This window comes from Pseudomonas sp. P65(2024) (assembly GCF_057480955.1).
The window spans coordinates 14,301-30,706 of sequence record NZ_JBLIYX010000022.1 but is presented as its reverse complement, the minus strand read 5'-3'; the positions used below and the strand labels follow the sequence as shown (position 1 = coordinate 30,706).

At 62.5% G+C, this 16,406-nt stretch carries 24 protein-coding genes; all 24 read left to right on the top strand.

Annotated elements, in window-relative coordinates:
- Positions 1-489: 489 nt before the first annotated feature.
- The 24 genes from AC25MA_RS23280 to AC25MA_RS23165 all read left to right on the top strand — a co-directional run bounded on the left by AC25MA_RS23280 (position 490) and on the right by AC25MA_RS23165 (position 16,282).
- Positions 490-1,233 carry a helix-turn-helix domain-containing protein gene (locus AC25MA_RS23280; protein WP_486972436.1) on the top strand — a complete coding sequence of 248 codons (744 nt, stop codon included), beginning with the start codon at positions 490-492 and terminating at the stop codon, positions 1,231-1,233.
- On the top strand, positions 1,230-1,913 hold the full coding sequence (locus tag AC25MA_RS23275) for a replication protein P (protein WP_486972435.1): 684 nt from the start codon (positions 1,230-1,232) through the stop codon (positions 1,911-1,913). The genes AC25MA_RS23280 and AC25MA_RS23275 overlap by 4 nt, the downstream gene beginning before the upstream one ends.
- Complete coding sequence (locus tag AC25MA_RS23270) at positions 1,910-2,122, top strand: hypothetical protein (protein WP_486972434.1); 213 nt, start codon at positions 1,910-1,912, stop codon at positions 2,120-2,122. Before AC25MA_RS23275 ends, AC25MA_RS23270 begins: the two co-directional genes overlap by 4 nt.
- Positions 2,104-2,400: a DUF1364 domain-containing protein gene (locus AC25MA_RS23265; RefSeq protein WP_486972433.1), complete on the top strand. Its 297-nt coding sequence runs from the start codon at positions 2,104-2,106 to the stop codon at positions 2,398-2,400. The genes AC25MA_RS23270 and AC25MA_RS23265 overlap by 19 nt, the downstream gene beginning before the upstream one ends.
- Positions 2,397-3,695 (top strand): tyrosine-type recombinase/integrase, encoded by a 1,299-nt coding sequence (locus AC25MA_RS23260; protein ID WP_486972432.1) that lies wholly within the window; start codon positions 2,397-2,399, stop codon positions 3,693-3,695. The genes AC25MA_RS23265 and AC25MA_RS23260 overlap by 4 nt, the downstream gene beginning before the upstream one ends.
- Positions 3,692-4,024 (top strand): hypothetical protein, encoded by a 333-nt coding sequence (locus AC25MA_RS23255; RefSeq protein WP_486972431.1) that lies wholly within the window; start codon positions 3,692-3,694, stop codon positions 4,022-4,024. The genes AC25MA_RS23260 and AC25MA_RS23255 overlap by 4 nt, the downstream gene beginning before the upstream one ends.
- A 10-nt stretch (positions 4,025-4,034) precedes the next feature.
- Entirely contained in the window at positions 4,035-4,721 is a 687-nt protein-coding gene (locus tag AC25MA_RS23250) for a hypothetical protein (protein WP_486972430.1), read from the top strand.
- 830 nt (positions 4,722-5,551) lie between these two features.
- Positions 5,552-5,875: a phage holin, lambda family gene (locus AC25MA_RS23245; RefSeq protein WP_486972429.1), complete on the top strand. Its 324-nt coding sequence runs from the start codon at positions 5,552-5,554 to the stop codon at positions 5,873-5,875.
- Between the two features lie 4 nt (positions 5,876-5,879).
- Positions 5,880-6,260: an HNH endonuclease gene (locus AC25MA_RS23240; RefSeq protein ID WP_486972428.1), complete on the top strand. Its 381-nt coding sequence runs from the start codon at positions 5,880-5,882 to the stop codon at positions 6,258-6,260.
- Positions 6,160-6,549: a hypothetical protein gene (locus tag AC25MA_RS23235; protein ID WP_486972444.1), complete on the top strand. Its 390-nt coding sequence runs from the start codon at positions 6,160-6,162 to the stop codon at positions 6,547-6,549. The genes AC25MA_RS23240 and AC25MA_RS23235 overlap by 101 nt, the downstream gene beginning before the upstream one ends.
- A 115-nt stretch (positions 6,550-6,664) precedes the next feature.
- Positions 6,665-7,141, top strand: coding sequence for a phage terminase small subunit P27 family (locus AC25MA_RS23230; protein WP_486972427.1), 477 nt, complete (start codon positions 6,665-6,667; stop codon positions 7,139-7,141).
- Between the two features lie 8 nt (positions 7,142-7,149).
- Positions 7,150-8,886 carry a terminase large subunit gene (locus AC25MA_RS23225; protein ID WP_486972426.1) on the top strand — a complete coding sequence of 579 codons (1,737 nt, stop codon included), beginning with the start codon at positions 7,150-7,152 and terminating at the stop codon, positions 8,884-8,886.
- A 9-nt stretch (positions 8,887-8,895) separates the two neighbouring features.
- Positions 8,896-9,039, top strand: coding sequence for a hypothetical protein (locus tag AC25MA_RS23220; protein ID WP_258801886.1), 144 nt, complete (start codon positions 8,896-8,898; stop codon positions 9,037-9,039).
- The gene (locus AC25MA_RS23215) at positions 9,036-10,262 is read left to right on the top strand and encodes a phage portal protein (protein ID WP_104444110.1); all 1,227 of its coding nucleotides are present in this window, start codon (positions 9,036-9,038) and stop codon (positions 10,260-10,262) included. The genes AC25MA_RS23220 and AC25MA_RS23215 overlap by 4 nt, the downstream gene beginning before the upstream one ends.
- Before the next feature lie 3 nt (positions 10,263-10,265).
- Complete coding sequence (locus tag AC25MA_RS23210) at positions 10,266-10,883, top strand: HK97 family phage prohead protease (protein WP_258801887.1); 618 nt, start codon at positions 10,266-10,268, stop codon at positions 10,881-10,883.
- A gap of 15 nt (positions 10,884-10,898) precedes the next feature.
- A complete protein-coding gene (locus AC25MA_RS23205; protein WP_280093402.1) occupies positions 10,899-12,122 on the top strand; it encodes a phage major capsid protein in 1,224 nt (407 codons plus the stop codon).
- Positions 12,123-12,136: 14 nt separating this feature from the next.
- Positions 12,137-12,520, top strand: a complete 384-nt coding sequence (locus tag AC25MA_RS23200; protein WP_486972425.1) for a head-tail connector protein — start codon at positions 12,137-12,139, stop codon at positions 12,518-12,520.
- Positions 12,517-12,888, top strand: a complete 372-nt coding sequence (locus tag AC25MA_RS23195) for a head-tail adaptor protein (protein ID WP_158216155.1) — start codon at positions 12,517-12,519, stop codon at positions 12,886-12,888. Before AC25MA_RS23200 ends, AC25MA_RS23195 begins: the two co-directional genes overlap by 4 nt.
- Positions 12,866-13,300, top strand: coding sequence for a hypothetical protein (locus AC25MA_RS23190; protein ID WP_486972424.1), 435 nt, complete (start codon positions 12,866-12,868; stop codon positions 13,298-13,300). Before AC25MA_RS23195 ends, AC25MA_RS23190 begins: the two co-directional genes overlap by 23 nt.
- 9 nt (positions 13,301-13,309) lie before the next feature.
- Entirely contained in the window at positions 13,310-13,909 is a 600-nt protein-coding gene (locus AC25MA_RS23185; protein WP_486972423.1) for a phage tail terminator protein, read from the top strand.
- Positions 13,906-14,085, top strand: a complete 180-nt coding sequence (locus AC25MA_RS23180) for a DUF2635 domain-containing protein (RefSeq protein WP_486972422.1) — start codon at positions 13,906-13,908, stop codon at positions 14,083-14,085. The genes AC25MA_RS23185 and AC25MA_RS23180 overlap by 4 nt, the downstream gene beginning before the upstream one ends.
- The gene (locus tag AC25MA_RS23175; protein ID WP_486972421.1) at positions 14,082-15,578 is read left to right on the top strand and encodes a phage tail sheath subtilisin-like domain-containing protein; all 1,497 of its coding nucleotides are present in this window, start codon (positions 14,082-14,084) and stop codon (positions 15,576-15,578) included. The genes AC25MA_RS23180 and AC25MA_RS23175 overlap by 4 nt, the downstream gene beginning before the upstream one ends.
- A gap of 57 nt (positions 15,579-15,635) precedes the next feature.
- On the top strand, positions 15,636-15,983 hold the full coding sequence (locus AC25MA_RS23170; RefSeq protein ID WP_486972420.1) for a phage tail tube protein: 348 nt from the start codon (positions 15,636-15,638) through the stop codon (positions 15,981-15,983).
- The gene (locus tag AC25MA_RS23165) at positions 15,983-16,282 is read left to right on the top strand and encodes a phage tail assembly protein (RefSeq protein WP_104444102.1); all 300 of its coding nucleotides are present in this window, start codon (positions 15,983-15,985) and stop codon (positions 16,280-16,282) included. The genes AC25MA_RS23170 and AC25MA_RS23165 overlap by 1 nt, the downstream gene beginning before the upstream one ends.
- Positions 16,283-16,406 lie beyond the last annotated feature (124 nt).

Below are 16,406 nucleotides of genomic sequence, written 5' to 3'. Positions count from 1 at the left end.
TTGTTTAATCATTACCTGTCGGTAATAATTTGGCGGACCATGATGGAGGCCCGGACATGCGGACCAGAAACAACGGGCTGCTGGAGTGGCTCAAAACGGCGACTGATGACCAGATCGCACAAACAGGAACGTCTCGGGCATACCTGAGGCTGGTTGCTTATGGACATAAGTCCGCTTCAGCAGAGATGTCTGCTAAGACCGAGCTAGCTAGTGCTGGAGCGGTGACTAGGCGGCAGCTCCGCCCCAGTGATTGGCATGTGATTTGGCCTGAGCTGATGGCCTGACAGGGGAATTTTGCATTGTCGGGTCATGAGTCACTAGATGACCAACACACCTGCTGATTCATCCAGTACTCGAATCGCAGGCATAAAAAAACCGGGTGGCAGCCCGGCTTTCTCTACTACTTCAAACGGGGCTAATTATGCATCTCTCCCATGATGCGCGCAATGCTGCGCCTGTCGCTCTATGTCTATCGCAATGGTGGCAAGCGTGAGCGTACAAGCTATGACCTGGGCACTCGCCATTCCCAAAGCTGCACTTGAGAATCCTGCAGCGCGTCATGTCCTGCTCTGCCTCGCCAACTACGCAGGCAGCGATGGAAGAGGGGCTTTCCCTTCTGCCGCGACTCTCTCCGACGACACCGGCCTTTCTGAGCGAACAGTGCGGCTGAAACTAGATGAGCTCGCCCAGGCCGGCTGGATCGCTGAGGGCAACCAGGCGATTGCTGCCGCCCATATCGACCGCCGCGACCGTCGCCCCGTCGTTTACGACCTGCTGATTAAGCGAGGTGCATCTGCTGCACCTCGTCTTGAACGGGGTGCAGGAAACCGCACGGGGTGCAGCTCACAGCAGAACGGGGTGCAGCTCACGACCGAACGGGGTGCAGGAGCTGCACCCAATCCGTCATTGAACCAATCTACTCTCTCTCAGCGCGAGCCGTTCGCAATGTCCCTTGACTGGGAACCGAATCCGGAACTGCTGAAAGCCTACGCCCGTCGGGCAGGTCTGACCCTGGATCAATTCAACGCGGTTGCCATATCCGGCTTCGTGCTCCACCACGATGCCAAGGGCGTGGCCCAAACCGAAAAGCAGTGGCTGGCCGCTCTGGTCAGCTGGGTCAAATCCGATCTCGCCCGTGCTGCCCGCTCGCCCGTTGTTCGCACCGGCGGATCGCAGCGTTCCAGCTTCGATGACGATGACACATCGTGGATCGGGGAAGGGGGCGGCCAATGAATCAGGTTGCAACCGTGGCCCATGGCTTGTGGGCAAAGGTCCAGGCTGGCCAATACGTGCCCTCGGATTACTCGCTGCCAGCCGATGTGAAGGCCGAGCTCAATCGCAAAACTGCGGCGGTGATCAACGATCTGTTCCGTGATCTGCGCACGATCTGCAGCGCCTGGCAGCGAGCGTGGCCGGACGAAGCAACGTACAAGGCCGCCAAGCAGCAATGGCTGACAGCGTTTCTCGAGGCCGGTATCAACACCCCGGAGCAACTGCAGTTCGGTTTGATGCGCTGCCGGCAATCCGGCCGCGAGTTCATCCCGGCGCCTGGGAAGTTCATCGAGTGGTGCCAGCCTTCGCCGGAAATGCTGGGCCTTCCCCCGCTGGCTGTCGCCTTCCGTGAGGCTTGCCGTAATGCGCATCCTGCGATGGCAGGGAAGGGCAAATGGACCCACGACGCGGTCTGGCATGCCGCCAAGGAAAGTGGTTTCGAGAACCTGAACAAGCTGGCTACCGATGTGAGCGCCAAGCTGTTCGAGCGCAACTACACGATTGCCGTTCGGCGCCTGGTCGCAGGTGAGCCGCTGCAGAAGATGCCGCTGGCTCTCCCTGCGGAGGTGCCAGGCCAGCGCACGCCAAAAGTGGGGAATGAAGCCCTGGCGGCGATCCGAGCCAGGATGCTCGGCCGATGATCGAGCTTCCCGCACCTGACCTCATCGAATACCGATACGCGCTGTACTGCCGCTCCGATCTGTTCGGGCTCTCCTGTACCTCGCATCCACCCATTGCGCTCTATCGCGACAAAGCTTCGGCCGTCGCGCATGGCCAGCTCATGTGGCCGAGCGCTTACACCGTCATCGACCTTCATGGAGAAGACAGCCCATGCGGCAATCGAAACTGACCAAGGCCGCACGCGGCCGGGAGTGCCAAGTGCGCATCCCCGGGGTGTGCAATGGCAACCCCGAAACCACCGTGCTTGCACATTACCGCATGGCGGGCACTTGCGGCGTCGGTATGAAACCACACTACATGCAGGGCGCTTGGGCCTGCAGCGCCTGCCATGACGCCTGTGATGGCCGTAGCCGCGATGTCGACCGCGACACAGCGCGGCAGTACCACGCCGAGGGCGTGATGCGTACCCAAGCCTCTCTGATCAATGAGGGGGTGCTGATCGCATGAGCGCGACCCGGGAAGTGAAGTTCAGCGAGGCCGAAGTTCGCCGGCAGGCTGCCGACAAGGCCGTACGCGACCTGCGCGACCCTCGTCACCCTGGCCTGTACCTACGGTTCTGGATCACTCGCGAGCGCGGCACCTGGCACCTGGTGCGCGGCAAGAAATGGGTGCCGGTCGCTCGCTGGCCCGACTTGGGCGTTGCAGCGGTAATTGCCGAACTGCCCGCGCTGCGTCGGCGCCTGCTGCGAGATCCGGCCACCGCGCCCGTGGCGTCCGGCATGGCCACCGTGGGCCAGCTGCTGGACTGGTACGGTGACCGGATGGCCCGCGATCGCTCGTTGTCGGCGAAGCGCAAGGCAGGCGCACGGTCTGCCATCGCTCAGCACTTGAAACCGCGACTGGCGGATCTGGCCCTGACGGAGGTGAGTGCCGACTCTCTCGACAAGCAACTGATGTGGCCGGCTCAGGCCGATGTGTCGCTCTCGTATCTGCGGCAGATGTTCGCCCTGTTGCTGACCGCCTTCCGCCAGGCCTTGAAACTGGGCCTGATCGACGGGAACCCCATGGCCGGGATGCGCTTCAACGACTTTACCAAGGCCAAGATCCTGCCGAAGGCGGCGCGCCTGCGTGACGTGCAGCTACCCGAACTGATGCAGCAACTGGCTCACGCCTTCGACGCGACCCCCAGTGACGCCATGCTGGCCCTGATGATGCTGGCCCATGGCACCCGAATCGGTGAGACCCGTGTGGCGCGGTGGGCTGATGTCTCGTTGGCGGCGGCCGAGTGGTTCATCCCTGCGGCGAACACCAAGACCCGCACCGAGCACCGCTTGCCTCTGACCGCCCAGCTGCAAGCACTGCTGACCCGGTACCGGGCGATTCAGCAGGCTCAGGGTTACCAAGGTGCCTACCTGTTCCCGAGTCGACGCGGGCTGCCGCTTAGCGAGACGCAGGCCAGTGCCGTCTTCACCCGGTTGGGGCAGGGCGCCTGGACCAGTCACGACCTACGCAAGGTGTCCCGCAGCACCTGGACCGACCTCGGCATCGACGGCCACATCGGCGAGATGCTGCTGAATCACTCGCTGGGCAAGATCGCCAGCACCTACATCCACACCCAGGCCATGCAGCAGCGCCGGGCAGCCCTGGAGAAGTGGCACACCTGGTTAGACGGCATTGGCTTCGGTGCCATTCACGGCCTTACAGAGGCCTTATCCGAGATTTCTCATAACGGCGCGCAGCCCGCTAATGGCGGGGCTTCGAGCGACCTTACCGAATTTGTTACTAGCGAGGATTCTAAATGACAGGGAAGCGCCATGGACCATCTCTCCGGCGAGAGCTCAAGTTCATCATCGAGTGCACCACCTGCGGCGGAAGCGGACTCTTCATTGGTGTGTTCCATCAGATGGATTGTCCGCACTGCTTGGGGGCTGGATGGCTTTGCGGACACTCACTCAAGCCTCTTGCGGCAAGCGACATCGTTCCGGTGCTCAACAGTCGTCTCAGGGACGCTCTGGCCGAGATTGCAAAGGCCAGGCAATTGCTTGGTGCGGGCAGTTCGCAGGGGCCGGAGCGGCAGTATCACGAGAATAACCGCCGCGGCGCCGGCGGCACCAACTACACCGGGGATTGAGGGGAAAGGAATGATCTACAGCAGCGTATCGGGTGCAGTAGTTGCCGCTCTGGCGGCAGGAGAAAAGGGTGCTGCTAAGGGCCAGGCATGGCAGAAGCTCTATAAGTCGGCAGAGGAAGAGGGTGGGTGCCTCGCCTCACTTGGCGGCGGCAGCGGCGGCTTTGACCGCGCTCAGGTGGATTACTGGCTGTCAGCGCGGCTGCACCACTTGCTGATCCCGCGCCACTGGAACGCGCTCAACGCCAAGTACGCCACCAACAAGGCCAAGCGGCTTCACGGGATCTCAGGCATCGCGCCACTGATCGCCAGTCCAGCGCCGCAGTTGTTCATCTACAAGGCCGTGACTGCCTGGGCCGTGCCGAAGCTCAAGGGCACTCGTCGCCAAGGCCCGCGGTCGGTGGTCGTGGACATCCCCCTGGATGCGCCAGAGTGGAGACGCGAGCGGCTGGTCAACGCGGCCCTCGCCGCTGGCCAGGCTGAGCGGGCTAAGGCCGAGGCGCTGGCCGAGGACCTGATCGTCCTGCCGGCCAGCTTTTACGACATGAACACCTGGGATACCGATGCTACTCCCGAACCGACGCGGTACCGCTGGCGGGCCGGCATCAAGGACAAGCTCGACGGAATGATTGACGACGCTTTGGTTGAGGTGCGCACCATCCTTGAGGCGGAAGGGCTGCTGATCAAGGATGCTGCGTAATTGCCTGTTGACATCACTGATAGAGTGAGAGAAATTATCTCCATCCTGTCATTCCTGCGTGTGTTTAGGACTGATCAACAAAAGCCCGGCCATTGTGTCGGGCTTTGTCGTTTCAGGAGATGCTTAAACCCCGGCAGACGCGTGGAGGGATAACCTGCAGGGAGTAGGATTAATCAAGGCTAAAATACTGGTTGCATGTACAGTGCCTGGGTGAGATAATCCGATTGCTCCATTGTCAGATCCACACGGTGCGCGCAATGCGCATGTTGGATTTTCCTAGAGAAGGCCTTTGAGTCTCGAGCGATAGTGGTTAGGCGCTAATACTGCCTGATAAATCTATTCAATCATTTTCTAAGGTAAATCTATGACAGTTCGCACGCTCGGTAAAAATTTCAAGAACGAAGACGTAAATGGTAACGCAAAGCAGGTGCATACTATCGTTACCCCAGAGGAGAATTTGCATGGTCTAGTGATTAGATCTTTGCATAACCCTGTTTACGATTACGCTTATGTTTATGGTCCAGTCAAACCACTGGGTCGATTCGATACTACTTGCGTTAGGTTTTTGGCAGATTGCGTTAAGTTTGACGACTACTTTGTTCCGGCTGGTAATGGAGTTTATTTCCTGCTTCCGGCTTCGTATACTGTTAAGTGTCATGTTTCGTGGGACTTCCTCAACGCAGATGGATCGGTAGCATAAAGTATCTTTTCATCGCATTAGCTTGCTTAGCACTGATGGCATAAGCTTGAAATTTGCATTGAACCCTTCGAGAGGCTCGCCATTTGGCGGGCCTTTTTCATTTTAGCTCCCCGCAACGGGAGGAATCGAGATGTCGAACATGCCAGAAAAGGACCCGGGCCTGTGGGCCGCTGTGCTCGCGTGGTTGATCGCCCATCAGCCACAGCTTTATGCAGCCGGCTTGTCCGTTGGTATCGCCGTACTGCGTGTTATGTATGGCGGTGGTAGCCGCCGTCAAATGTACCTGGAGGGCGCTTTGTGTGGACTGGTGACGCTGTCGCTTGTCCCGCTACTGGAATGGCTTGGCCTGCCGCAGAGCATGGCCACATTCGCCGGTGGCACTGTGGGCTTTCTGGGGGTCGAGAAAGTGCGCGGCTACTATGATCGCGTGACCGTCCGACAGATTGGCGGCTGATGTCATGCCGCCGAAAGCCAAGCGTCCTTGTCGTGTGCCTATGTGTCCCGGTAAGACCAGTGATAACCACGGTTACTGTAACGCGCATGCCTCGTTAGCAATTGGTTGGAGTAACCCGCGCCGTGGCACTGCTGAGCAGCGTGGCTATGACTGGGCATGGCGCAAGCTTGCCAAGGCAGTACTCAAACGTGATCGTTATCTGTGCCAGTGCCCTGCCTGCAATGGTCGCCGCCTGCCAGCGACAGAGGTTGATCACCGTATACCGAAGTTTGAAGGGGGAACGAATGACCCATCCAACCTGTTTGCCATCAATGAAAATTGCCACAAGTTCAAAACGGCGGCAGAGTCGGCACGGGCGCGGTCAGGCCGTCCGCCTGGCGCGTGAGGCAATGCGCTTGCGCGAAAAAGCGATCAAGCGCAGCCGAAGTACCGAGCTGATCTGCCATGGTGACTGGCACTTGGATCGAGCGCTGTACTGCTGGAAAAACATTCATAAGCTTGGAATTCCCGAGCTGATTTCGCGTGTTCTACATGAGTTAGTGGCAGCAATTGACGCATACATGCATGCCGCTGACGGAGTGCCAGAGCGTCCGTTTATACATCTGGCTGCCTTAATCGATGGCGAGAGTCTGCGGGCAAAATTAGCGGAAAGTGGTCAAAAATCGGTCAAATGAGGGGGCGGGGCAAAATCTCTACAGCTTTCGTCTCCCTCCACCGATCGCCCAGCCTTTTTCACACACCCGCGAAACTAAAAAAAATCGCATTCCAGAAAATCGGGAGGCCTGAACGATGGGGCGACCCGCGAAACCTACCGCCCTCAAGCTGCTGCAGGGCAACCCCGGCAAGCGAAAACTCAAGAAGGACGGCCCCGCGCCGGCGCCGCTGGCGGAAACCCCAGACGCCCCGGAGTGGCTGGGGGAATGGGCCATTGAAATGTGGGACACCATTGCGCCCTGGCTGACCCAGACCGGGATCATGACCCGCACCGACACGCACAACCTAGCGGTCTTCTGCGCCGCCTATGAGCGGTGGCGGCTGGCTGAGGCAGAAGTGGCCAGCAAGGGCATCACCGTCGTGGACGCCAAAGGCGTGCTCAAGAAGAACCCCGCCTGCACCGTGATCAATGAGGCGCTGCGTCAGCTGGCCAGCTTCGGGGCAGCCCTCGGGCTGGACCCGGCCAGCCGTGCGCGCCTGATGGGCAGCGGCGGGCCGGAGAAACCAGAAAACCCGTTCATCGTGCTCAAAGGAGGGCGGGCCTCTAAGTGAGTTAGGACATGGCCAGCTACCCGAACGTAAACGCGGCGAACAAGTACGCCCGCGACGTAGTGGCCGGCAAGATCGCAGCATGCAAGTACGTGCGTCGGGCCTGTCAGCTCCATCTGGATGACCTGGCCAAGTCGAAGAAGCGCAATTTTCGCTGGACCTTCGACCGCGACACCGCCGAGCAGGTGACGGTGTTCATCCAGCTGCTACCGCACGCCAAGGGCAAATGGGCGGCGCTGCGCGAGCTGATCAAGCTTGAGCCGTGGCAGCTGTTCATCTTCTGCAGCATCTTCGGTTGGGTCGATAAGAAGACCCGCCGCCGACGGTACCGCGAGGTGTACATCGAGGTGCCGCGCAAGAACGGCAAGAGCGTGCTGGCCGCTGGTGTCGGCCTGTACATGCTGGTCATGGATGGGGAGTTCGGCGCCGAGGTGTATTGCGGTGCGACCACCGAGCGGCAGGCCTGGGAGGTGTTCAAGCCGGCGCGGCAGATGGTGCGGCGCACGCCCGAGCTGGTCGAGGCCTTCGGCATCCAAGTCGCGGCGAAGAACCTGTCGGTGATCGGTGACGAAAGCAAGTTCGAACCGCTGATCGGCGACCCCGGCGACGGTCAGTCGCCGAGCTGTGCCATCGTGGACGAGTTCCACGAACACACCTCGGCCGCGCTCTACGAAACCATGCTGACCGGCATGGGCGCCCGCGATCAGCCGATGATGTTCGCTATCACCACGGCGGGCTACAACATCGCCGGGCCGTGCTACCTGCAGCGCGCCCAGGTGATCGACAAGCTGGAAGGGACGGTGCCGAACGATGAGTTGTTCGGGATCATCTACACGATTGACGAGGACGACGACTGGAAAGACCCGGCGGTCCTGCGCAAGGCCAACCCCAACTATGGCGTCTCAGTCGGGGCTGAGTACCTGCTGAAACGCCAGGCTGATGCAACGCGTTACCCATCACGGCAAAACGCGTTCAAGACCAAGCACCTCAACATCTGGGTAAGCGCCAAGGAAGCCTGGCTGAACATGGCCGACTGGGAGGCGTGCGGCGACCCTACGCTGACCCTGGACCAGTTCTTGGGCCAGCGCTGTTGGATCGGCATTGACCTGGCCAGTAAGTCGGATATCTGCGCGGTGTCGCTGGTGTTCCTGGACAAGGTGGAGCTGGTCCCGGGGAGCGGCAAGTGGGTCAACCGCTGGACCATCTTCTGCAAGTCGTTCTTGCCCGAAGGCGCGATAGAGCGGGGCGGGCCGAACAAGGCCGCTTACGAGGCTTGGGCCAACGCCGGCCTGCTGGAAGTCTGCGACGGCGAGGAAATGGACTTCGACCTGGTGCGCGACATGGTGGGCGAATTCGCTGGCATGTTCGATGTGCAGGAAGTGGCCTACGACAAATGGCGCGCCACCCAGGTGGCCCACCAGCTGCAAAAGGACGGTGCCGAGGTAGTCGAAATGGGCGGCGGCGTGGCCAGCATGAACCTGCCCATGCGCGAGCTGGAAGCGGCGCTGCTGTCCGGTCGCGTGCGCCACTCCAGCGACCCGGTATTGGCCTGGCAGGCCGGAAACGTCGTGGTGCGTCCGTTCAAGGGTTGCATCACGCCGATGAAGGCCGACGAAGGCAAGACCGACATGCGCAAAATCGACGGCATTGTCGCCGCGCTGATGGCGATGAACCGCGCCATGGTCAGCGAATTTGAGCCGGAAGGGCTGTTGGCCAGCCTGACCGAAGACGACCTATTAGCTATGTGAGCCCCTACGATGAAATGGCTTCCTGAATCTATCGGGACGGCAGGCTTTTGCCTGTTCGTCGCGGGCCTCTACGTCCAGTTTGGGGAGGGTGTGGCCCTGATGGTCGGTGGCGGCCTGCTGGTGGCCGGCGCCGCCAAGGCGGTGTGGCGATGATCCTGGGCGCGATGTTCGAGCAGCGCAGCAGCTTGGAGGTGCCCAGCACGCCGATGAACAGCAAGGAGCTGACCGAATACCTGTTCGAAGGGCAGGGCATCAGCGTCAGCCCGGCTTCGGCCATGCGTCTGACGGCGGTGTATGCGTGCATCTACGTGCTGTCCAGCTCCATGGCCCAGTTGCCGCTGAGCGTGTTGCGCAAGGTCAACGGGCGGATCGAAGTAGCCACCGACCACCCGGCCCATTACCTGCTTCACGATGAGCCGAACACCTGGCAGACCTCTTACCGCTGGCGGGAAACCAAGCAGGCCCATGTGCTCGGCTGGGGCAACGGCTACACCCGCACGGTGCGCAGCCGCCGCGGTGAATTGCTGTCGCTGGAAATGCACGAGCCGCAACACACCGAACTGGTAAAGAACGGCAATCGCTGGGTGTACTCGACCCAGGATGAAGACGGCGCGCCGCTGGCGGTGTCGCCCGAGGACATGATTCACCTGCGCGCCATCGGCTCGCACCGGCGCATGGGTATCAGCCCCATCCGGCAGAACGCCGACACCATTGGCCTGGGCATGGCCACTGTGCGCTACGGCAAGGAGTTTTTCGAGGGCGGCGGCCGGCCCACGGGCCTGGTCACCGTCAAGGACGGGAAGCTGGATAACACCAGCTGGGAGCGCCTGAAAACGGTCTGGCGCGCCGCCGTGGAACGGCTCAAGCGTTCGGACAACAAGACGCTGCTGTTGCCCGCCGACCTCGATTACAAGGCGCTGACCATCGCGCCCGAGGATGCGCAATTTCTCGAGACTCGCAAGCTGACCCGCAGCGAGATTGCCAGCATCTTCAACGTGCCGGCGCACATGATCAACGACCTGGAAAAGGCCACGTTTTCGAACATCAGCGAACAGGCCATCCAGTTTGTGCGCCACACCGTCATGCCGTGGGTGAAGAACTGGGAGGAAGAAGTTAACCGCCGCGTCTTCACCCGCGCCGAGCGCATGGCTGGCTACTACGTCAAGTTCAACCTGGCGGGCCTGTTGCGCGGCACCCCGAAAGAGCGCGCCGAGTTCTACCGCATCGCTATTCAAGACGGCTGGATGAGCCGTAACGAGGTGCGCGTGCTGGAAGACCTCAACCAGCTGGAAGGCCTCGACTCGATGCTGCTCAACGTCAACACGCAGTTGCTCGGCGCAGACGGCAAGCCGTTACCCGTAACGAAGCAGGAATAACCCATGAGTGAATTCGAACAACGCATGCTGCAGGCGCAGCATTGCGAGCTTCGTGCTGTCCAGCCGGATGAGCAGGGCAGCGCGCCGAAGATCGCCGGCTATGCCGCTGTCTTCAACCAGCGTAGCGACCTGCTGGGCGGCACCTTCGTGGAAATCATCGCCCCGGGCGCGTTCGATGACGTGCTGAACCAGGACACCCGAGCGCTGTTCAACCACGATCCGACCTACCTGCTGGGTCGCACAGCCAGCGGCACGTTGCGCCTGACCGTGGATGAACGCGGCCTTGCCTATGAAATCGACACGCCCAATACGCGGACCATCCGCGACCTGGTGGTCGAGCCGCTGCGCCGTGGCGACATGAGCGGCAGCAGCTTCGCCATGCGCGTGGCCAAGGGTGGCGACACCTGGCACGAAGAGAAAGACGGCCTGATCGTGCGCACGATCTTCAAGATCGCCGAGCTGCGCGACGTAGGGCCGGTGGCGTTCCCGGCTTACCCCGACTCCAGCGCTGCCCAGCGCTCCCTGACTGCCTGGAAGCAGGCGCAAACCGAAGGCGACGAAGCCCGCGCACATTTCGAGCGCGAGGCCCGCGAGCGCCTGCTTGACCTAACTGAACTGTGATCCCAAGGGGGAGCTATGACCCTGCAACAAATGAAAGAAGCCTATAACAAGCTGTCGGCCGAAATGCGCTCGCTGCATGACACTACCCCGGACGACGGTTGGACCGGCGAAGTCCGCGCCAAGTGGGAAGGCATGAAAGCCGACCTCAAGGGGCTGCGCGAGAAGATCGAGCGTGAAGAAGAACTGCGCGCCCAGGATCAGAGCTTTGTCGAAGGTCTGGACCGTGAGCGTCCGGCCGGCGCGCCGAAGAACGAGGCGGAAGCTGAGCAGCGCAGCGCCTGGGATAACTGGGTACGTCGCGGCCTGGAGTATCTGACCCCCGAGCAGCGTTCCGTGGTTCTGGAAATGCGTGCTCAAGGTACCAATCCGAACGAGGCGGGTGGTTTCACCGTGCCGACCACCCTGCAGGCCAAGGTGATCGAATCGCTGGTGACCTACGGCGGTATTGCTTCGGTGTGCCAACTGCTGCAGACCGACAACGGCGCGCCTATCGCCTGGGCCACCAGCAACGGCGGCGAGGAAGAAGGCGAGCTGATCGGCGAGAACAAGGCAGCAGGCGAAAAGGACGTCGAGTTCGGGATGGGCACCATGGGGTCGCACACCATCAGCTCGAAGATTATCCGCGTCTCTGAACAGCTGCTGCAGGACTCGGGCATTGACATGGAAGGCTACCTGGCCGGCCGTATCGGTAAGCGCGTTTCGCGTACCCGTAACCGCCTGATCGTCCAGGGCACCGGCGCCGGTGAAACCGCCGATACGCCGGCGCAACCGAAGGGCCTGGAATACTCGACCCCTCAAGGTGCCATGACGGCCAAGGCCACCGCCTTCACCTGGCAGGAGGTCAACAACCTGATTCACTCCGTTGACCCGGCGTATCGTGCGGCCGCCAAGTTCCGCTTGGCGTTCAACGACAAGACGCTGCAGGCGATGGAAGAAATGGTGGACGCCAACAATCGCCCGCTGTGGCTGCCCGGCATCGACAGCGACCGTCCGGCCACCATCCTCAAGCATCAGTACGTGATCGATCAGGCCATCGCCGATATCGGCGCCGGCAAGAAATTCATGTATGCCGGCGACTTCAACGAACTGGTGCTGCGCGCGGTCCGTAGCCTGACCCTCAAGCGTCTGGTGGAGCGTTACGCCGAGTACGGCCAGGTCGGCTTCCTGGCGTTCGTGCGCTTCGGCCTGGTGCTGCAGGACACGGCCGCCATCAAGCACCTGGTGGGCAAGACCGCCTGACGGGAGGGGTGCCCATGCTGACGCTTGAGCAGATCAAGAGCCATTGCAAGCTGGAGCTGGATGAAACCGACGAAGACACGCTGCTGCAGGCCTACGCCCGCGCAGCGCGTCGCCAGGTCGAGAAGGACAGCGGCCGGCGGTTGTACTGGGTCACGCTGCCGGCCGACGCGCCGACAGATGCGACCGGCGATGAAGCCTACCTGCGTGGGCTGCTGCCGATCGATGCGCCGGAGAACGCGTTACCCGTAACGGATGACGTGGAGCTGGCCATGCTGCTGTTGGTCGCACACTGGCACCGCAACCGCGAGCCGGTCACCGAGTCGACCAGCAACGGCACCAAGGCGCTGCCGCTGGCCTATGACGCCCTGGTGCAGCCTTATCGCTGGTTTACGCTGTGAGGGAGCCGGAAGCGGGCGAACTGCGCACCCGGGCGGTGGTGCGCATCCGCAACGACACGCCCAGCGGTTCCGGCCTGGACTCGCATTTCGAGGTAGTGGCCAAGCGGTGGTGCAAGATCGAGCCGTTAGGCACGGCCACCTACACCGGGTCGGTGCAGACCGGGACGACCATTACGCATCGCATCTACTGTCGATTCGTGCGGGACCTGGACACGCGGCATGAACTGGTCGCCGGCGGCCGGGTGTTCCGCGTCAAGCGGGCTACCGGTATGCGCGGGCGGCAGGTGTGGTCGGTGATCGAGGTCGAGGAGCTGCAGGCGGCGAATGCGCCGGCGGGAGGTGGCCGTGGCCAACTCCGTTTCGATTGACGGCTATCTGCATGTCGAGGGCTTCGACAAGTTCGACCAAGAGGCCTTCAACAAGCGAAAGATCCGCGCTGGCATGCGCAAGGTTGGCCAGCTGATCACAGGCCGGGCACAGATGAATCTAGCGCTCGGCGGTGGCCAGGACGGCTACCCCGTAAACCGTAGCGGGGCCACCACCGACTCCATCGGCTACAAGGTGTCGCGCTCGGGCTTTCTGGTGCGTGTCGCACCCAGCAAGACCGCGAGCATGAGGGCCTTCTATCCCGCTTACCTGCACTACGGCGTGCGCCGCAAGAGTGGGGGCGGGTGGCGGATCAAACCCCGCGACAACTACATGGCCGACGCCCTGGTCGACAGCCGCGACGAGGTGCGGCGCATCCTGCAGCAGGCCTTTGCCGCCGCGCTGCTCAACTGAGTACCTGACATGAAAATCACGCCTGTGATCGAGCAGCTGCGCGCCTATGCGTCTGGCTTCGAAGGGCGCGTGGCCGGCGGACTGGATTGGGACCCGACCGCGGACAGCGCCAAGATGCCCCCGCCGGCGGCCTATGTGATCGCCGTTGGCGACTCGGCCGACGAGCCGCAAGCGCAGAACGTTTACACCCAGGCCGTGCGCGACGTCATTGACGTGTGTGTCGTGCTGCCGACCGATGATGAGCGCGGCCAGTCGGTAGCCGACGTGCTGCACGACGTGCGCGCCCAGCTGTGGCGTGCCCTGGTGGGCTTCGAGCCGGACGACGAATCGGGGCCGCTGCTGTACGACGGCGGTCAACTGCTGCTGCTCGACCGCGACCGCATGGTCTACCGCTATCGCTTCTATGCCGACTTCCAGCTCGGCCGCTGGGAGCAGACCGGCGAAGGCAAGCCGCAGACCTGGCAGGAATGGCAGCTGGCCGGCCTACCAGCCCTGGAAGGTATCGACACCCGTTTGGACTTCCTCAACCCCCTGAAAGACCCCAACGTCGACGCCCCCGGGCCAGACGGGCGGGTCGAGTTCACCATCCGTGAGGACTTGAACCCATGATCACCATTCACCTCAAGCCGGCACCAGGGCGCGATTGCCCGCTGCCGGATCAGCCGGGCAAGTACCTGCCCGCCGAGGGGGCCGTCGTGCCCCGAGACGCCTACTGGGAGCGCCGCGTCATCGATGGCGACGCCCTGGAACAGAAAGCCACCACCCGGGGGAGCAAAGCGCGATGAGCGTCAGTTTCAGCAACATCCCCAGCGACATTCGCGTGCCGCTGTTCTATGCCGAAGTCGACAACTCCATGGCCAACAGCGGCGGGTCCAGCCTTCGCCGGCTGATCGTCGGCCAGGTCAACGACGATGCCGACAGCGACGAAGTCGGCCGTCTGGTGCTGGTGTCGAAGACCAGCGACGCCAAGGACATTGGCGGTACCGGCTCGATGCTGGCGGCCATGCATGCACGCTGGCGGGCCATCGACGTGGCCGGCGAGGTCTGGTGTCTGCCGCTCAAGGTAACCACCGGCGTGGCCGCGACTGCGACCGTTACGGTAACGGGCAGCGTCGCCACAGCCGGCCTGGTCAATCTGTACGTGGCGGGCCAGCGCGTGCGTGCTGATGCCGTGGTCGGGGCCTCGGCCGAGGCCGTGGCGGCCAGTCTGGCGGCGGCGGTCAATGCCGCTATCGACCTGCCAGTAACCGCCACGGCCGCCGCCGGCGTGGTCACCCTGCAGGCGAAGTTCAAGGGCGAGCTGGGCAACGATATCCAAGTGCAGCTGAACCGCTTGGGGCGGGCCAATGGCGAAACCACGCCGGCCGGCCTGACGGTGGTGGCCACGGCCATGACCAACGGCGCCGGCACCCCGGCCGTGTCGGCGGCCCTGGCCGCGCTGGGCGACGAAGAATTCGAGTTCATCGCCCAGCCCTGGACCGATGCCGACACGCTGGGGGCCTGGAAAACCGCGATGGACGACAGCGCCGGCCGCTGGTCCTGGGCGAAGCAGCTCTACGGCCATGTGTACAGCGCGCAGCGCGGCACGCTGGGCCAGCTGGTCGCCGCCGGGCGCCTGCGCAACGACCCGCACGTCTCGGTGCATGGCTTCGAGCGCGGCGTGCCGCAGCCTGCGTGGGAAGTCGCGGCGGCCTGGGCGGCGCGCACTGCTGTATTCATCAGTGCCGACCCGGCGCGACCGACGCAGACCGGCGCGTTGACGGGCATCGACCCGGCGCAGGCCAGTGACCGTTTCACCCTGACCGAGCGGCAATCGCTGCTGACCAGCGGTATGGCCACCGCCACTTACAGCGGCGGCAGCTACCGCATCGAACGGGCCGTGACGACTTACCAGCGTAACGCCTACGGCCAGCCGGATGACTCCTACCTGGACAGCGAGCCGTTGCACCAGTCGGCTTACGTGATCCGCAACTTGCGCAGCATCATCACTAGCAAGTACGGGCGTCACAAGCTGGCAAACGACGGCACGCGCTTCGGTCCCGGCCAGTCCATCGTCACGCCGAAGGTGATCCGCGGCGAGCTGGTCGCGGCCTATGGCGCGCTCGAGCGTGACGGCATTACCGAGAACGCCGAGGCGTTCAATAAGTACCTGGTCGTAGAGCGCGATCCGAACAACCCGAACCGCCTGAACGTGCTGTTCCCGCCGGACCTGGTGAACCAGCTGCGCGTGTTCGCGCTGCTGTACCAGTTCCGTCTGCAGTACCCGGACGCGGCGTAACCCTCATCGTTCAACCCCAGCCCGCCCTGTGCGGGCTTTTTTATGGGAGTGCCCTTTATGGGTCAGAAAGTCGCGGGCACCTGTTTTATCAAGGTCGACGGCGATCAGCTGGTCATCACCGGCGGCGTGGAATGTCCGCTTTCGGACAAGAAGCGCGAAACCATCACGCGGGGCTTCTTCAAGGAAGAAGACCTGATCCCTTTCGTGGTGGTCGACGCGGTGAAAACCGCCAACTTCCCCCGGGCCAAGCTGGCCAACGGGATCGGCATGACCGTCACCGCCGAACTGGCTGACGGTTCGGTCTACGTGCTGAGCGGCGCGTACCTGGTGGACGAAATCAAAGTGACCGGCGATGACGCCAAGGTCTCGCTCAAATTCGAAGGCATCCAAGGAGACTGGCAGTAATGACCACTGTAACTCACACCCTCGCTACCCCAATCCAGGCCCACGGTGAAGAGGTCACCGAACTGACCTTGCGCCGGCCGACCGTGCAGGAGTGCCGCGCAATCAAGGCGTTGCCTTACGTCGTTGGCGAGAGCGGCCACCCGATCATGGAAGTGGAAGCGGTCGGCAAGTACATCGCGATCTGCGCCGCCATCCCGGCGAGTTCGGTGAACCAGCTGGACCTGGCTGACCTGAACACCATCGGCTGGCTGATCGTGGGTTTTTTCATGCCCCAAGATTCGAAGCAGTCGGCGGCCTGACCGAGCTGGCCTACGACCTCGCTTGGTGGTGGAAAGCCACCCCGGGCGAGGTGCTGGGCTGGACCCTCGACACGTTGTTCGAGAGTGAGGAAAACGCGTGGCGCATCAACGCGCTGAATGGGGG

Coding starts and splice junctions, on each gene's coding strand:
- AC25MA_RS23275 (WP_486972435.1), top strand. CDS start 1,230: ATGAATCAGGTTGCAACCGTGGCCCATGGCTTGTGGGCAAAGGTCCAG.
- AC25MA_RS23270 (WP_486972434.1), top strand. CDS start 1,910: ATGATCGAGCTTCCCGCACCTGACCTCATCGAATACCGATACGCGCTG.
- AC25MA_RS23265 (WP_486972433.1), top strand. CDS start 2,104: ATGCGGCAATCGAAACTGACCAAGGCCGCACGCGGCCGGGAGTGCCAA.
- AC25MA_RS23260 (WP_486972432.1), top strand. CDS start 2,397: ATGAGCGCGACCCGGGAAGTGAAGTTCAGCGAGGCCGAAGTTCGCCGG.
- AC25MA_RS23255 (WP_486972431.1), top strand. CDS start 3,692: ATGACAGGGAAGCGCCATGGACCATCTCTCCGGCGAGAGCTCAAGTTC.
- AC25MA_RS23250 (WP_486972430.1), top strand. CDS start 4,035: ATGATCTACAGCAGCGTATCGGGTGCAGTAGTTGCCGCTCTGGCGGCA.
- AC25MA_RS23245 (WP_486972429.1), top strand. CDS start 5,552: ATGTCGAACATGCCAGAAAAGGACCCGGGCCTGTGGGCCGCTGTGCTC.
- AC25MA_RS23240 (WP_486972428.1), top strand. CDS start 5,880: ATGCCGCCGAAAGCCAAGCGTCCTTGTCGTGTGCCTATGTGTCCCGGT.
- AC25MA_RS23235 (WP_486972444.1), top strand. CDS start 6,160: ATGACCCATCCAACCTGTTTGCCATCAATGAAAATTGCCACAAGTTCA.
- AC25MA_RS23230 (WP_486972427.1), top strand. CDS start 6,665: ATGGGGCGACCCGCGAAACCTACCGCCCTCAAGCTGCTGCAGGGCAAC.
- AC25MA_RS23225 (WP_486972426.1), top strand. CDS start 7,150: ATGGCCAGCTACCCGAACGTAAACGCGGCGAACAAGTACGCCCGCGAC.
- AC25MA_RS23220 (WP_258801886.1), top strand. CDS start 8,896: ATGAAATGGCTTCCTGAATCTATCGGGACGGCAGGCTTTTGCCTGTTC.
- AC25MA_RS23215 (WP_104444110.1), top strand. CDS start 9,036: ATGATCCTGGGCGCGATGTTCGAGCAGCGCAGCAGCTTGGAGGTGCCC.
- AC25MA_RS23210 (WP_258801887.1), top strand. CDS start 10,266: ATGAGTGAATTCGAACAACGCATGCTGCAGGCGCAGCATTGCGAGCTT.
- AC25MA_RS23205 (WP_280093402.1), top strand. CDS start 10,899: ATGACCCTGCAACAAATGAAAGAAGCCTATAACAAGCTGTCGGCCGAA.
- AC25MA_RS23200 (WP_486972425.1), top strand. CDS start 12,137: ATGCTGACGCTTGAGCAGATCAAGAGCCATTGCAAGCTGGAGCTGGAT.
- AC25MA_RS23185 (WP_486972423.1), top strand. CDS start 13,310: ATGAAAATCACGCCTGTGATCGAGCAGCTGCGCGCCTATGCGTCTGGC.
- AC25MA_RS23180 (WP_486972422.1), top strand. CDS start 13,906: ATGATCACCATTCACCTCAAGCCGGCACCAGGGCGCGATTGCCCGCTG.
- AC25MA_RS23175 (WP_486972421.1), top strand. CDS start 14,082: ATGAGCGTCAGTTTCAGCAACATCCCCAGCGACATTCGCGTGCCGCTG.
- AC25MA_RS23170 (WP_486972420.1), top strand. CDS start 15,636: ATGGGTCAGAAAGTCGCGGGCACCTGTTTTATCAAGGTCGACGGCGAT.
- AC25MA_RS23165 (WP_104444102.1), top strand. CDS start 15,983: ATGACCACTGTAACTCACACCCTCGCTACCCCAATCCAGGCCCACGGT.